This window comes from Anaeromyxobacter sp. SG66 (assembly GCF_022690805.1).
Lineage (GTDB): Bacteria > Myxococcota > Myxococcia > Myxococcales > Anaeromyxobacteraceae > Anaeromyxobacter > Anaeromyxobacter soli.
Map to the genome: position 1 here is coordinate 80,945 of NZ_JALCZC010000007.1, position 14,596 is coordinate 95,540.

Below are 14,596 nucleotides of genomic sequence, written 5' to 3' on the forward strand. Positions count from 1 at the left end.
GCAATGCCGCCCGGAGTCCGCCGGGTGCGCGCTCCCTCCGAGGGGCGTCGCGATCGGGCCTCGCCGGGGAGGCCTAGCGCCCGAGATGCAGCGCCAGGTCCCGATCGAGCCCGGCGAGGTGCTCGCGCAGCCAGTCGGAGAGCCAGTTGTGGAGCGCGAGGCCGGCGGCGGCGCTGCCGCCGTCGCGCGCGTGGGCTCGGAGGTGGCCCTCGAGCTCACCCCGGAAGCGGGCGTGCGCGGCGCGGTGCTCCTCGAGGCGCGGGTAGCCGGCGGCGACCATGAGCCGCTCCTCCGCGAGGAAGTGCCGCTCCGCGTAGCCGGCGAGGTACGTGAACAGCGCCTCGACCCCCGCCCGATCGCCCGTGCGCAGCGCGCGCACGAGCCGCTCGGCCCGGTGGAACAGCTCGACGTGGTCGGCGTCGATCTCCGCGACCCCGACCGCGAGCGACGGGCTCCACTCGAGCGGCATGCCCGACGAGTGCGCCCATCGCGACGATCCGTCAACGTCGCGGCCGCGCGCCTTTCGGGCATGCGCCGCGGCGCGCAGCGCGGCCGCCTTCCCGGCCGGCCCGGCCGGTCACGCGAGCACGAGGAGGAGGTCCTCCTTCTCCACCTTGTCGCCCTCCTTGAAGCGGACCTCGGCGACGGTGCAGTCCGCCTTCGCCTTCACGTTCGTCTCCATCTTCATCGCCTCGGTGACGAGCAGCACCGCGCCGGCCTTCACCTGCTCGCCGGCCTTCACGTTCACCTTCACGACCTTGCCGGGCATGGGGGCGCCGACGTGGGCGGGGTTCCCGCGCTCGGCCTTCGGCCGGGCCTGGGCCCCCTGCGCCGCGGACTGGTCGCGCACGGTGATGGTGCGCGCCTCGCCGTTCAGCTCGAAGAAGAGATCGCGCGTGCCGTCCTTCTCGAGCTTGCCGACGGTCACGAGGCGCACGATGAGCGTCTTGCCGGGCTCGATCTCGATCGAGGTCTCCTGCCCCGGCTCGAGCCCGTAGAGGAACACCGCCGTCGGGACGACCGAGGTGTCCGAGAACTCCTCGCGGTGACGCACGAGGTCCGGCCACACGTTCGGGTAGAGCAGCCACGACACGAGCGCCTTGTCGTCCACCGGTACGCCGGCGCGCTCCGCCGCGCGCGCCCGCTCGCGCTCCAGGTCGGCGGGCTCGAGCAGCTCGCCCGGGCGGCGCGTGATGGGCTCCTGGTCCTTCAGGATCACCCGGCGGAGCTCCTCCGGGAAGCCGCCGTGAGGCTGGCCGAGCATGCCCCTCGCGAGGCCGACCACCGACTCCGGGAAGGCGAGATCCCTGCCCTTCTCCGTGAAGAGGTCCTCGGGCTCGAGGCCGTTCTTCACGAGGAACATGGCCATGTCGCCCACGACCTTGGACGACGGCGTCACCTTGACGATGTCCCCGAAGAGCAGGTTCACCTTCCGGTACATGTCCTTGCACTCCTCCCACCGGTCGAGGAGGCCGAGCCCGGCCACCTGCGGCTTGTAGTTGGAGTACTGGCCGCCGGGGATCTCGTGGCGATAGACCTCGGCGGTCCCGCTCCGCAGCCCGGACTCGAAGGGCGCGTACCACTCGCGCACCGTCTCCCAGTAAGCGGCGAGCTCCTGCAGGCCGCCCTCGTCGAGCGCCGGGTCCCGCTCCTCGCCGCGCAGGACGGCCGCGAGCGAGTTCAGGTTGGGCTGGGCGGTGAGGCCGGAGAGGGGCGCGAGCGCCGCGTCCACCACGTCCACGCCCGCCCGCGCCGCCTCGAGCAGCGTCGCGGACGCCACGCCGGAGGTGTCGTGGGTGTGCAGGTGGACGGGGATGCCCACCGCCTCCTTGAGCGCCTTCACCAGCTTCGCCGCGGCGAAGGGCTTCAGGAGCCCCGCCATGTCCTTCACCGCGAGGAAGTGTGCGCCCATGCGCTCGAGCTCCTTCGCGAGCTTCACGTAGTAGTCGAGCGGGTACTTGTCGCGCCGCGGATCGCTGATGTCGCCCGTGTAGCAGAGCGCCGCCTCCAGCACGGCGTTCTTCTGCCGCCGCACCGCCTCGCAGGCGACCGTCATGCCCTTCGTCCAGTTGAGCGAGTCGAAGACGCGGAAGACGTCCACCCCGCTCCTCGCGGCCTCCTCCACGAACCGCTCGACCACGTTGTCAGGGTAGTTCGTGTACCCGACCGCGTTCGAGCCGCGGAGCAGCATCTGGAAGAGGACGTTCGGGATCGCGGCGCGGAGCTTGTGGAGCCGCTCCCAGGGGTCCTCCTTGAGGAAGCGCATCGACACGTCGAACGTCGCGCCTCCCCACAGCTCGAGCGAGAAGAGCCCTGCGGCGAGGCGGGCGGTGGCGGGGGCGATGCGGACCAGGTCGTCGGTGCGCACGCGCGTCGCGAGCAGCGACTGGTGCGCGTCGCGCATGGTGGTGTCGGTGAAGAGCAGCCGCCGCTCCTCGAGCGCCCAGCGCGCGAGCCCCTCCGGCCCGCGCTCGAGGAGGAGGTCGCGCGATCCCTTCGGCGGGCGGCCCGACATCTCCACCTTCGGCAGGCGCGGCTCGCGGAGCTCCGCCGAGCGGAGCGGCTTCGCCACGCCGGGCGAGCCGTTCACGATCACCTCGCCGAGGTAGCGCAGGAGCTTCGTGCCGCGGTCCTTCTTGACCTTGGCCTGCATGAGCTCCGGGTGCCCCTCGATGAACGATGTGTCGCAGTCGCCCGCCAGGAACACGGGGTGGCGCGCGACGTTCTCGAGGAAGGCGATGTTGGTCTTCACCCCGCGGACGCGGAACTCCTGGAGCGAGCGGTCCATCACCCGCGCCGCCGCGCCGAGCGTCAGCCCCCAGGTGGTGATCTTCACGAGCAGCGAGTCGTAGTGCGGCGTGATAACCGCGCCGGTGAAGGCGCTGCCCGCGTCGAGCCGCACGCCGAACCCGCCCGGCGAGCGGTACGCCTTCAGCACCCCGTAGTCGGGCGCGAAGCCGTTCTGCGGGTCCTCGGTGGTGATGCGGCACTGGATGGCGAAGCCTCGGCGCTGCACGTCCTCCTGCCGCGCGATGCCGATCTCCGGATCGGAGAGCTTCTTCCCCTGGGCCACGAGGAGCTGCGCCTGCACGAGGTTGCGGCCGGTGATGCTCTCCGTGACCGTGTGCTCCACCTGGATGCGCGGGTTCACCTCGATGAAGTAGTGCCGCCCCTCGCGGTCCACGAGGAACTCCACCGTGCCGGCGTTCCGGTACGCCACGCTGCGCGCGATCTTGAGCGCGTCCTCGCAGATCGCCGCGCGCTGCGCCTCGGAGAGCGCGAGCGAGGGCGCGAACTCGACGACCTTCTGGTGCCGGCGCTGGATCGAGCAGTCACGCTCGAACAGGTGGACGAGGTTCCCGTGGTGGTCGCCGAGGATCTGCACCTCGATGTGCTTCGGCCGCTCGATGTACCGCTCGAGGAAGACGGCCGGGTTGCCGAACGCCGCGCCCGCCTCGCTGCGCGCCGACACGAGCCCCTCGACGAGCTCGCGCTGGTTGCGGGCGACGCGCATGCCGCGCCCGCCGCCGCCCGCGCTCGCCTTGATGATGATGGGGTAGCCGTGCTCGCGCGCGAAGACGAGCGCCTCCTCGTCGTGCGCGATCGGCTCGGCGGTGCCGGGCACGACCGGTACGCCCGCCGCCTGCGCCGCCTTGCGGCCCGCCACCTTGTCGCCCAGCCGGCGCTGCATCTCGGGCGTCGGCCCCACGAAGACGATGCCGGCCCGCTCGCACGCCTCGGCGAACTCCGCGTTCTCGGAGAGGAAGCCGTAGCCGGGGTGGATGGCGTCCACCTCGAGCCGCTTCGCGAGCGCGACGATCTCCTCGATGCCGAGGTACGCGTCGATGGGCTTCTTGCCCTTGCCGACGAGGTACGCCTCGTCCGCCTTGTAGCGGTGCAGCGAGAGGCGGTCCTCCTCCGAGTAGATCGCGATCGTCTGGATCCCGAGCTCGGTGCAGGCGCGGAAGATGCGGATGGCGATCTCGCCGCGGTTGGCGGCCATCACTCTCTTGAACGGGACGGGCATGTGCGGCTCCTCGAAGCGAACGGTGGACGCCCACCCGTCGCGGCGGCGCGGGCGTCGGGGTCTCGGGTGTCGTTCGCTGCTGGCCGCCCGGCCTGCCGGAGCAGGCGCGGTTGCGAGGAGGATCAAGTCGGGCTTGGCGAGCCTCGGCTCGGTCCAGCGCGTCCTACGTGCGGCAATGGAGCACAGTTCGACGCGACGTGTCGAGGGGTCCGCGGCGCCGACTTACGTGATTTTGGAGTCGGGTGGTGGGGGATCGGCGTGGTTGACAGGTCCGATCCGGGGGCACATAAATGAACCGAACGTTCATTATAGACCTGGGATGCATGCATGGCGCAGTACCTCAAGGAGGACATTCAGGAGAGCATCTCCAGCGCCGCGCTGACGGTATTTGCGCAGAAGGGCTACAGCGCCGCGACCATGACCGAGATCGCCGAAGCCGCTGGAATCTCGACCGGCAACATCTACCGGTATTTCCAAGACAAGAAAGAGCTATTCCGCGCCGTCGTCTCCGACGAGTTCGCCAGGACTTTCACCGAGCTCATCCGGCAGCGCGTCAATGCCCTCGATGGAGTTGATGACGTTCGCGCGCTGGAGGTGGACGCCCCGTATCACCTGATCTCCGAAGAACTCCTCCGGTTCTGTATCGAGAACCGGCTTCGCGTCGTGGTCCTGCTCGGCAAGGCCCAAGGAACCAACCACGAGCCGTTCGCCGAAAAGATGGTCCACGACCTCGTGAAGATGACGATCGCCCATGCCAGATCCACGAGGCCGACGTTCGATCCAAAGGAGACGACGACGTTCTCTCTCGACCTGGTCTACCGGAATTTCGTGAGCGCCATGGCGAGCATCCTCACGAGGTTCAAGGACGAGGCCAAGATCCGCGAGGCCGTCGCGGGCCTCTCGCATTACCACCTGGCCGGGCTGAAGAGCTTCTTCGAGGGTGCTTCGTTGTCGTCGAGGGTGCGCCGATGACGAGGATGCTCGCGCGATTCGCGCAACCACGGCCACGCCAGCTCTTGGCGCGGATCCTGGAGGATCCCGCGCTCGTGGCGACCGTGCAGGCCCTGGAGCCCCGCGTCCTCGGAAGGCTCATCCAACATGTCGGGCTCGAAGATTCGGGCGAGATCGTCTCGCTGGCCACGACGGAGCAGCTCAGGAGGATCTTCGACGAGGACCTGTGGCGGAGCGAGGAGCCAGGGAAGGACGAGACCTTCGATGCTGATCGGTTCGCCCTCTGGCTGGAGGTGATGCTCGAGGCGGGCGAGGACTTCACCGCGCAGAAGCTCGCAGAGCTTCCCGAGGATCTCGTGACGCTGTCGCTGCATCGACACGTTCTGGTCGTCGACGTTGATGAGCTGGCCGTCGAGATGGAGGGTCGTGGCGAGGACAGCGACCTGACCGACAAGGCGCTCGACAGCTGCCTCTACCACGAGTTCGGCCAGTACCAGGTCATCTCGAAGCGACACGACGGGTGGGACGCCATCCTGTCCGTCCTGGTCGCGCTCGACAGGGACCATCACGGTCTCCTGCAACGGATCCTGGAGCGCTGCTGCTACCTCTCGTCGGAATACATCGAGGAGAACGGCGGGCTCTACGACGTCCTCACCTCCGAGGAGATGCTCGAGTCGGATGTCGCCGCCGAGCGCGAGGAGCAGCGAGCGCGGGAAGGCTTCATCGCTCCATCGGCTGCGGCGAGCTTTCTGGGCCTCGCCCGCGTGACGGACCTTCACGACATCATCGATTCGCGCGAGGCGGACCCGATCACCCGGGCCTATTTCCGCGCGCTCGAGCCCACGCCCTCGGGCCCTCCGCGAGGAAAGAAGGCCGCGCCCCGCGCGCTCGAGACCGCCGACAAGGCGACCAGGTTGGCCAGGCTCATCGAACAGCTGGACGAGGCGGAGGTTCCGCGAGAGGCGCGCCAGAACCTCCTCGCCGGCAGCGCGTCCTCGCGCTCATCGGAGGCGGACGCGCTCTTCAAACGGGCGGTGGTGGAACTCTACGCGAGTCATCCGAAGCTCCATTCGCTCCGGATGGATGAGCTCAGCTACCTCGGCAACGTCCTCGTCGCTGGCTGCAGCTTCGCGGGCCGAAGATTGCGGCCATTCGAGGCGGTCGAGGCGGTGGTGGCCACCTGCAACCTCGGACTCGAGCACCTGCTCAAGGCGGCGCCGGGCAACGTGTCCGAGACTCCGCTGTCGCAGCGTGCCACCGACATGCTGGCGCGCGAGGGCGCCGACAAGTTGTTCCGGGCGGGGTGGCACCTGCTGTATGCCGAAGTATCCCTCACCGCCGCGCGTGCGCTCGAGCGGGCACTCGCTCAGAGGATTCGAGAGACCGTCGACCGCGACGTCGCGGCCCAGTTGGCGAGCGCCGCAAAGGCAGTGAGCTCCGCGGTTGCGGCGGGAAAACCATGGGTCGCCCTGAGGAGGCTGGATGCGCTCAGTTTCGTCTTCGACGCGCCCACGCTCCGAACTCTCGAGGCGCTCCTCGACGAGTGCCCATCCATCTCGAGGGAGACTGGCGTCGGGTCGGACCGCCTGTCCGGGTGGAGCCCCCGCGAGCGAGAGTTCATCGCGACGGAGGAGCAGCTTCGGAGAGCGCAGCGCCTCCTGGAAGAGCTGTGAGGCTCGCCGCGCCGAGTTTGTCGTTACCCTGGGTGCGAATGCAGTGCACTCGCACCCCGAGTATGGCCGCGTTCCGCGCGGAGCTCGGCCGGCCTCGCGGCCGGCTCGTGAGGCGGAGGGAGGCGAGCGCGTCGCCCCCCTCCGCCCGAGCACGGCGCGCGGGCGCGGCCGCGTCAGCGCATCCCCATCACCGCGTCAGGGAGCCAGGTCGCGATCCCGGGGAAGACGCACAGGAGCACGACCGCCACCACCATGAGGCCCACGAACGGCATCACGCCCCAGACGACGTCGCGGAGCGGGATGTCCGGCGCGACGTTGTTGATGACGAAGATGTTGAGGCCGACCGGCGGGTGGATGAGCCCCATCTCCATCACCACCGTCATCACCACGCCGAACCAGACCAGGTCGAACCCGGCCGCCTTGAGGGGCGGCAGGATGATCGGCGCGGTCATGAGGATGATCGAGACCGGCGGCAGGAAGAAGCCGAGCACCACCACGAACACGAGGATGGCCGCGAGGAGCACCCAGCGCGAGAGGTGCATGGCCACGATCCACTCGGCGGCCGACTGGCTGATGTGCAGGTAGCTCATCACGTACGAGTACAGGAGCGACATGCCGATGATGAACAGCAGCATGGTCGACTCCTTGAGCGTCCCCGCGAAGATCGGCTTCAGGTCGCGCGGGCGCCACATGCGGTAGATGATCCCCACCAGCACGAGCGCCAGGATCGCGCCGAGGCCCGCGGTCTCGGAGGGCGTGGCGAAGCCGCCGTACAGCGCGACCATGACGCCGACCAGCAGGACCACGAAGGGGAGGACCTTCGGCAGCATCCGCGTCTTCTCGGCGAGCGAGAGCTCCGGCTCGTCGAGGTGCGCGGCGCGGACGCCGGTGCGCTCGTAGGTGGCGAGGGCGGCGCGGTACTCCTTCTTGAAGCGGAACACCGTGTAGCCCGCGAACAGGAGCACGAGCAGCGCGCCCGGGCCGATGCCGGCCAGGAAGAGCCGCCCGAGCGACTGCTCCGACGCGACCGCGAAGAGGATCATGGTGATCGACGGCGGCAGGAGGATCCCCAGCGTCCCGCCCGCGGCGATGATCCCCGCCGCGAGCCGGGGGGAGTACCCGCGGGACCGCATCTCGGGGATGCCGGAGCTGCCGATGGCGGACGCGGTCGCCGGGCTCGACCCGGCCATGGCCGCGAACAGCGCGCACGCGAACACGTTGGCGATGCCGAGGCCGCCCGGGATGCGCCGGATCCAGGCGTGGATGGCGGAGTAGAGGTCCGCCCCGGCGCGCGACTTGCCGATGGCCGCGCCCTTCAGGATGAAGAGCGGGATGGAGAGCAGCGTGATGCTCGACATCTCCTCGTAGACGTTCTGGGTGACGGTGTCGAGCGCCGCGCCGGGCATGAAGAAGTACATGAAGACGACCGCCACCATCCCGAGCGCGAAGGCGACCGGCACGCCCGAGAACATCACGAGCAGGGTGGCCGCGCCGTAGAGACCGCCGACGACGGAGACGCTCATTCGGTTGCTCCTTCCGGCGCGAGGCGATGCAGGACCTGCAGCACGAGCTGGAGGGTGAGGAGGGTCATCCCCACCGTCATGAGCGAGTACGGGATCCACATCGGCGGCCCCCACGACGACGACGACGTCTGGCCGTCCACGACCGCCTCGTGGAGGAGCGCCCAGGACTTCCAGGTGAAGAACGTGCAGAACAGGAGCGACACCAGGTCCGCGACGAGCGCGCGGGCCCGGTTCACGCGGGGCGGCAGGATCGAGGCGAGCGCCGCGATGGCCACGTGCCCTCGCTGCGCCTGGACCTGCGCCGCCGTCAGGAAGGTCGCGCCGACCATGAGGAACACGGCCGCCTCGTCCTGCCAGTCGGTCGGGACCTTGAAGAAGTAGCGGGTGACGACGCTGCCCGTGAGGACGGCCGCCGCGCCGAGGATCGCCAGGGCGGAGACGATCACGGTATGGCGGTTCAGGGCGGCGAGCGCGCGCATGGCCACGCCGAGGGCGCCCGCGCGCGGCAGCGCCGGCAGCTCGGCTGCCCTGGCCTCGAGCTCGAATCCGTGGCTCACAGGGTCTTCTCCGCGAGCGAGAGGAGCCGGGCGCAGCGCTCGTTGCGCGCGGCGAAGTCCTTCCAGGCGGTGGCGCGGGCGATGTCCTGCCAGCGACGGACGGTGGCCTCGGACAGGTCCACGGGCTTCGCGCCCGCCTTCGCGAACGCCGCCGCGACGAGCTGGTCGTCCGCCTTCGCGGAGTTGACGCCGAACGACTCGAGCTCCGCGCCGACCGTCATGATCACCGACTGCAGGTCCTTCGGCAGCCCGTCGAAGATCGCGCGCGACATGATGAGCGGCTCGAGCATGAACCAGTAGGCCTTCCCGCGACCCGTGACGAGCTGCTTCGCGACCTCCTCCAGGCGGAAGGAGATGAGGCTCGTCGACGAGGTCATGGCCGCGTCGAGCGCCCCCGTCTGCATGCCCGCGTAGATCTCGTTCGAGGGGAGCGAGACCACGGTGGCCCCCGCCTCCTTGAGGACCATGTCCATCTCGCGGCTGCCGCCGCGGACCTTCTGCCCCTTCGCGTCCTGGGGCTCGACGATGGCGCCGCTGCGGCAGGCGACGCCGCCCGCCTGCCAGACCCAGCTCACGATGACGATGCCCTTGTCGGCGAGGAGATCGGTGAGGTACTTGCCCACCTCGCCGTGCTTCCAGGCCATGCCCTGCTCGTACGAGGTCACGACGCCCGGCATGAGGCCGATGTTGAGCTCGGGGACCTCGCCGCCCGCGTACGAGAGCGGGAAGAGGCTCATGTCGAGCGCGCCCTTGCGGGCGGCGCTGAACTGCGCGTTGACCTTCATGAGCGAGGAGCTCGGGTAGACCGTCCCGGTCAGCGCGCCGTTCGTCCGCTTCGCGATCTCGGCCGCGAACCGGCGGCACAGGCGGTCGCGGAAGTCGCCGTCCGTGAGGGTGCCGCCGGGGAACTGGTGCGAGATCTTGAGCTCCGTCGTGCCCGCCGCGAGGGCGCGCCGGCCGACGAGCGCCAGCGCCGGCGAGGCCAGCATTCCGAACAGCAGGTTCCTGCGGGTGAACTGGTGCACGATCGCCTCCGCGCTGCGGGTCAGTGGGTTGGGACGACGGGACGGGACGCTTCGACGGCATACGTTTCGCGCAGCGCGCTCTTCAGGACCTTCCCCATCGCGTTGCGGGGGAGGTGGTCGACGAAGTGCACGTGCTTCGGGACCTTGTAGGAGGCGAGCCGGGCCTTCAGCGCGCCCACGATCCGGCCGGCGTCGAGCGCCGGATCGCGCCGGACCACGACGGCGGTGACCGCCTCGCCGAGGTCGCGGTGGGGCACGCCGATGACGGCCGACTCGACGACGCCGGGGAGCGCGTCGAGGGCGAGCTCGACCTCCTTCGGGTAGACGTTGAACCCGCCGGAGATGACGAGATCGCTCGTCCGACCGACGAGCGTCACGTACCCGTCCTCCGCCACGGTGCCGAGATCGCCGGTGCGGAACCAGCCGTCGGCGGTGAAGGCCTCCGCCGTCTTCTCCGGCTGGCGCCAGTAGCCCTTCATCACCGCGGGGCCGCGGATCTGGAGCACGCCCACCGCGCCCCGGGAGAGCGGCCGGCCCTCGGCGTCGGCGACGCGCAGCTCGACCCCTTCGATGGCCCTCCCGACGCTGCCCGGACGGCGCTCGCCGTCGAGCGGGTTCGAGGTGATGACGACGGCCTCCGTCATGCCGTAGCGCTCGAGCACGGCGTGCCCGGCGCGCTCCGCGAAGGCGCGGCTCGTCTCCGCGAGCAGGGGCGCCGACCCCGAGGTGAAGAGCCGCACGGACCGGCACGCCTCCGGGCCGAACCCGGGCAGATCCAGCAGGCGGGTGTAGAACGTCGGGACGCCCATCATCGCGGTGGCGCGAGGCAGGAGCTCCGCGACGCGCTCGGCCGAGAACCTGGCGAGGAACAGCATCGCGCTGCCGGAGAGCAGCGCGCAGTGCGCGGCGATGAAGAGGCCGTGGGCGTGGAACATCGGCAGCGCGTGCAGCAGCCGATCGCGCTCGGTGAACCCCCACAGGTTCGTCAGGGCCCGGGCGTTGCTCGCCAGGTTCCCGTGCGTGAGCATCGCGCCCTTCTGCCGCCCGGTCGTCCCGGACGTGTAGAGGATCGCGGCGACGTCGTCGCGCCCGCGGGGCGCGGTGGGGAACGCGTCGTCCTCGGCGGCGGCGCGCTCCGCGAGCGTCCCCTTCCCCGCGGCGTCCAGCGTGAGGCAGGCCGGGACGCCGCACGCGGCGGCCAGCGGCGCCTTGCCCGCCGCGTCGGCCGGATCGAACACGAACGCGGCGGGCGCGGCGTCCTCGAGGAAGTACCGGAGCTCCGCCACCGTGTAGGCGGGGTTCAGCGGGACGTAGATGCCGCCGCGCCGGAGCACCGCCAGGTACAGGCAGTAGGCCTCGGGCGACTTCTCGACCTGGACGGCGACCCGGTCGCCGGGCTCCACCCCGTGCGCGGCGAGCGCGTTCGCGTACCGCCCCGTGAGCGACCGCAGCTCGGCGTACGTGAGCCGCCGCCCGCCGTCCGTCTCGATGAAGGTCGCGTCGGCGCGCCCGCGCTCCGTGAGGACGTCGAACAGGTTTTCGCTAGGTGCGTCCGTTCGTCGCATCGTCCCGTCCGTTCGGTCGGCATCGTGCATTCTGTACGCTGTATACAAAGCAACCTGCGACAAAGCGGTCAACCCCCCGTCCGCCCCCTTGTTGGGGCGGGCGGACGAGCGACTCAGGTCCGGACGGCGGGAGGGGCCGCGGCGGCGCGGCGGGCGTAGCGCTCGGCGAGGACCGAGCACGCGAAGAGCTGAAGCTGGTGGTAGCACATGACCGGCAGCACGATCAGGCCGAGGCCGGGCTGCGCTCCGAACAGCACCTTCGCCATCCCCACTCCCGAGGAGAGCGCCTTCTTCGAGCCGCAGAACACCGCCGCGATCTCGTCCTCCTTCGCGAGCCCCACCCAGCCCGCCACCGCCGTCGTGAGGACGAGCACGAGGGCGAGGAGCACGGCCGCGCCGGCGAGCGTCAGCGCGAGGACCCCGGGGCCGTGGTGCGACCACAGGCCCGAGCTCACCGAGTCACAGAACGCCACGTAGACGATGACGAGGATCACCGCCTTGTCGAGGCGGTGCGCCTGGCGCTCGTGGCGCGCGTAGAAGCCCCCGAGGAGCGGACGGAGCGCGAGGCCGACGGCGAGCGGGACGAGGATGAGCACGCCGATGGTGAGGATGGAGCGCGCGAGCGGCAGCCGGCCGCCGCCGGACGCGCTCCCGGCGAGGGACACGAGGAGCGGCGTCACGAAGACGCCGAGCACGTTCGACGCGATGGCGTTGAAGATCGCGCCGGGGACGTTGCCGCGCGCGATGCCCGTCATGGCGACGGAGGACGAGATCGTGGACGGCAGCACGCTCAGGTAGAAGAAGCCGAGCAGGAGCGGCCGCGGGAGGAAGCGGCCGAACGTGGCGCCGAGCGCGAGGTACAGGACCGGGAAGACACAGAACGTGAACGCCTGCACGACGGCGTGGAGCCTCCAGCGCAGGAGCCCGGCCTTCAGGCGAGCGGTGTCGAGCCCGAGCCCGTGCAGGAGGAAGATGGCGAAGATCCCGGCGTCGGCCACGCGATCGCCGTGCATGGGACCGCCGGTCCTCCCCGCCCCCGGGAGCGCCGTCGCGAGCACCACCGCGCCGATCATCCCGGCGAGAAACCCGTGTCGCCGCAGTGCGTTTCGCTGGCGACCCCCACCTGAGCTCCCGCCTGTCCGCCCGTTCTCCGGTTGAGCTGGCATGTTGCCTGTTGTATACAGCATGCAGAATGCTGAATACCACCATCCGCGCGCCGGTTCCCGCTTCGCCCTGGAGAACACGCCCCGCCGAGAAGGCCCGCCGGCTCGGGCGCGTCGCTCCCTTCGTGGACGGAAAGGCGCTCCGCGCCGACCGGCTGGTGGAGGCGCTCGAGGCGCTCGTCTCTCCCGGCGACCGCGTGGCGCTGGAGGGCGACAACCAGAAGCAGGCGGACTTCCTGTCGCGCTCGCTCGCGCGGGTGGACCCCGCGGCGGTGCACGACGTGCACCTGCTCATCTCCAGCATCAGCCGGCCCGAGCACCTCGCCCTGTTCGAGCACGGGATCGCGCGCAAGGTGGACTTCGCCTTCGCCGGCCCGCAGAGCCTCCGGCTCGCGCAGCTGCTCGAGGACGGGAAGCTCGAGATCGGCGCCATCCACACCTACGTCGAGCTCTACGCGCGGATGTTCGTGGACCTCACGCCGAACGTGGCGCTCGTCTGCGCGGACAAGGCGGACGCGCACGGCAACCTCTACACGGGGCCGAACACCGAGGACACGCCCACGATCGTGGAGGCGACCGCGTTCCGCCACGGCGTGGTCGTCGCGCAGGTGAACGAGATCGTGGACGAGCTGCCGCGCGTCGACGTCCCGGGCTCCTGGATCGACCTCGTCGTGGTCGCCGACAGGCCCTACGCGGTCGAGCCGCTCTTCACGCGCGACCCGCGGCACATCAACGAGCTGCAGATCCTGATGGGGATGATGGTCATCCGCGGGATCTACGAGCGGCACGGCGTCACCTCGCTCAACCACGGCATCGGGTTCGACACCGCGGCGATCGAGCTCCTCCTGCCGACCTACGGCGAGTCGCTCGGGCTGCGCGGCCGGATCTGCCGGAACTGGGCGCTGAACCCCCACCCCACCCTCATCCCCGCCATCGAGCGCGGCTGGATGGAGAGCGTCCACTGCTTCGGCAGCGAGGTCGGGATGGAGGACTACGTGCGGGCGCGCCCCGACGTGTTCTTCACCGGCAAGGACGGCAGCCTGCGGTCGAACCGCGTGCTGTGCCAGCTCGCCGGGCAGTACGGCGTGGACCTCTTCATCGGCTCGACGCTCCAGATGGACGCGGACGCGAACTCCTCCACGGTCACGCTCGGCCGCCTCGCCGGGTTCGGCGGTGCGCCGAACATGGGCCACGATCCGCGGGGACGCCGTCACGCGAGCGCGCCGTGGCTCGACCTCATCACGGCGGAGGGAGACGTCGTCCGCGGGCGCAAGATCGTCGTCCAGCTCGCCGAGACCTACCAGAAGGGCGGCCAGCCGGTCTTCGTCGAGTCGCTGGACGCGGTGCAGGTCGGGAAGGCGAGCGGGATGCCGGTCGCGCCCGTGATGATCTACGGCGACGACGTCACGCACGTCGTGACGGAGGAAGGGATCGCCTACCTCTACCGCGCGGACGGGCCGACGGAGCGCCGCGCGGCCCTCGCGGCGGTCGCCGGGGCGACGCCCGTGGGGCTCGGAGCCGACGCCCGGCGGACCGAGGGGCTGCGCCGGCGCGGCATCGTCGCGTTCCCCGAGGACCTCGGCGTGCGCCGCCTCGACGCGAGGCGCTCGCTCCTCGCGGCCCGCAGCATCGACGACCTCGTCGCCTGGTCGGGCGGGCTCTACCGGCCGCCCGCCCGCTTCCGGTCCTGGTGAACGCATGATCGCGATCGCGCACGCGCCGCCCCCTCACGCCTCGCGGCGGGCCGACCGGCTCGCGGACCTGGCGGTGTCGGCGCTCCTCGACGAGGCGGAGCTCACGCCCAAGCCCGGCCTCGTCGACCGTCGCGGCAGCGGCGCGCACGCGGACCTCGACCTCCCGACGATGCGCCGCTCCGCCCACGCGCTCCGCGGCGCCTTCGCCGAGATGGCCCAGGCCGCCCACGGCGCCCGCCCGGCGGACGCGCTGCGCACCACGCTCGGCGCGATCGGCCGCGAGGGCGAGGCCGCCATGCTCGCCGCCACCGGCGGCGCGAACGCGCACCGCGGCGCGATCTGGGCGCTCGGCCTCCTCGTCGCCGGCGCCGCCATCGAGGGCGCCCGCGGCGGGCCCGCGGCGATCGCGGCGCGCGCC

At 70.8% G+C, this 14,596-nt stretch carries 11 protein-coding genes; 4 read left to right on the plus strand and 7 right to left on the minus strand.

What is annotated here, in order from left to right:
- Nucleotides 1-73 precede the first annotated feature (73 nt).
- Together MNZ39_RS04275 and MNZ39_RS04280 are read right to left on the minus strand one after the other, a co-directional pair.
- Nucleotides 74-469 carry a bacteriohemerythrin gene (locus MNZ39_RS04275; RefSeq protein WP_242335005.1) on the minus strand — a complete coding sequence of 132 codons (396 nt, stop codon included), beginning with the start codon at nucleotides 467-469 and terminating at the stop codon, nucleotides 74-76.
- 108 nt (nucleotides 470-577) lie between these two features.
- Nucleotides 578-4,027: a pyruvate carboxylase gene (locus MNZ39_RS04280; protein ID WP_242335008.1), complete on the minus strand. Its 3,450-nt coding sequence runs from the start codon at nucleotides 4,025-4,027 to the stop codon at nucleotides 578-580.
- 327 nt (nucleotides 4,028-4,354) lie between these two features.
- Here MNZ39_RS04280 and MNZ39_RS04285 point away from each other — a divergent pair, with 327 nt between their 5' ends.
- A complete protein-coding gene (locus tag MNZ39_RS04285) occupies nucleotides 4,355-4,999 on the plus strand; it encodes a TetR/AcrR family transcriptional regulator (RefSeq protein ID WP_242335012.1) in 645 nt (214 codons plus the stop codon).
- Complete coding sequence (locus MNZ39_RS04290) at nucleotides 4,996-6,651, plus strand: DUF6178 family protein (protein WP_242335015.1); 1,656 nt, start codon at nucleotides 4,996-4,998, stop codon at nucleotides 6,649-6,651. Before MNZ39_RS04285 ends, MNZ39_RS04290 begins: the two co-directional genes overlap by 4 nt.
- Nucleotides 6,652-6,824: 173 nt before the next feature.
- On the opposite strand, the gene MNZ39_RS04295 is transcribed toward MNZ39_RS04290, so the two are convergent.
- The 5 genes from MNZ39_RS04295 to MNZ39_RS04315 all read right to left on the minus strand — a co-directional run bounded on the left by MNZ39_RS04295 (nucleotide 6,825) and on the right by MNZ39_RS04315 (nucleotide 12,421).
- Nucleotides 6,825-8,174 carry a TRAP transporter large permease gene (locus MNZ39_RS04295; RefSeq protein WP_242335018.1) on the minus strand — a complete coding sequence of 450 codons (1,350 nt, stop codon included), beginning with the start codon at nucleotides 8,172-8,174 and terminating at the stop codon, nucleotides 6,825-6,827.
- Entirely contained in the window at nucleotides 8,171-8,731 is a 561-nt protein-coding gene (locus MNZ39_RS04300; protein WP_242335021.1) for a TRAP transporter small permease, read from the minus strand. The genes MNZ39_RS04295 and MNZ39_RS04300 overlap by 4 nt, the downstream gene beginning before the upstream one ends.
- Nucleotides 8,728-9,756, minus strand: a complete 1,029-nt coding sequence (dctP, locus tag MNZ39_RS04305; protein ID WP_242335024.1) for a TRAP transporter substrate-binding protein DctP — start codon at nucleotides 9,754-9,756, stop codon at nucleotides 8,728-8,730. Before dctP ends, MNZ39_RS04300 begins: the two co-directional genes overlap by 4 nt.
- Nucleotides 9,757-9,776: 20 nt before the next feature.
- Nucleotides 9,777-11,321, minus strand: coding sequence for an AMP-binding protein (locus MNZ39_RS04310; protein WP_242335027.1), 1,545 nt, complete (start codon nucleotides 11,319-11,321; stop codon nucleotides 9,777-9,779).
- 113 nt (nucleotides 11,322-11,434) lie between these two features.
- A complete protein-coding gene (locus MNZ39_RS04315; RefSeq protein WP_255821094.1) occupies nucleotides 11,435-12,421 on the minus strand; it encodes a bile acid:sodium symporter family protein in 987 nt (328 codons plus the stop codon).
- A gap of 92 nt (nucleotides 12,422-12,513) precedes the next feature.
- Here MNZ39_RS04315 and mdcA point away from each other — a divergent pair, with 92 nt between their 5' ends.
- On the plus strand, nucleotides 12,514-14,178 hold the full coding sequence (mdcA, locus tag MNZ39_RS04320) for a malonate decarboxylase subunit alpha (RefSeq protein WP_242335033.1): 1,665 nt from the start codon (nucleotides 12,514-12,516) through the stop codon (nucleotides 14,176-14,178).
- Nucleotides 14,179-14,182: 4 nt separating this feature from the next.
- On the plus strand, nucleotides 14,183-14,596 hold a 414-nt coding region (locus MNZ39_RS04325), incomplete at its 3' end, for a triphosphoribosyl-dephospho-CoA synthase (RefSeq protein WP_242335036.1).

Bases quoted from the DNA above. Each gene is read 5' to 3' on its own strand.
- MNZ39_RS04275 (WP_242335005.1), bottom strand. From the start codon at position 469: ATGCCGCTCGAGTGGAGCCCGTCGCTCGCGGTCGGGGTCGCGGAGATC.
- MNZ39_RS04280 (WP_242335008.1), bottom strand. From the start codon at position 4,027: ATGCCCGTCCCGTTCAAGAGAGTGATGGCCGCCAACCGCGGCGAGATC.
- MNZ39_RS04285 (WP_242335012.1), top strand. From the start codon at position 4,355: ATGGCGCAGTACCTCAAGGAGGACATTCAGGAGAGCATCTCCAGCGCC.
- MNZ39_RS04290 (WP_242335015.1), top strand. From the start codon at position 4,996: ATGACGAGGATGCTCGCGCGATTCGCGCAACCACGGCCACGCCAGCTC.
- MNZ39_RS04295 (WP_242335018.1), bottom strand. From the start codon at position 8,174: ATGAGCGTCTCCGTCGTCGGCGGTCTCTACGGCGCGGCCACCCTGCTC.
- MNZ39_RS04310 (WP_242335027.1), bottom strand. From the start codon at position 11,321: ATGCGACGAACGGACGCACCTAGCGAAAACCTGTTCGACGTCCTCACG.
- mdcA (WP_242335033.1), top strand. From the start codon at position 12,514: ATGCTGAATACCACCATCCGCGCGCCGGTTCCCGCTTCGCCCTGGAGA.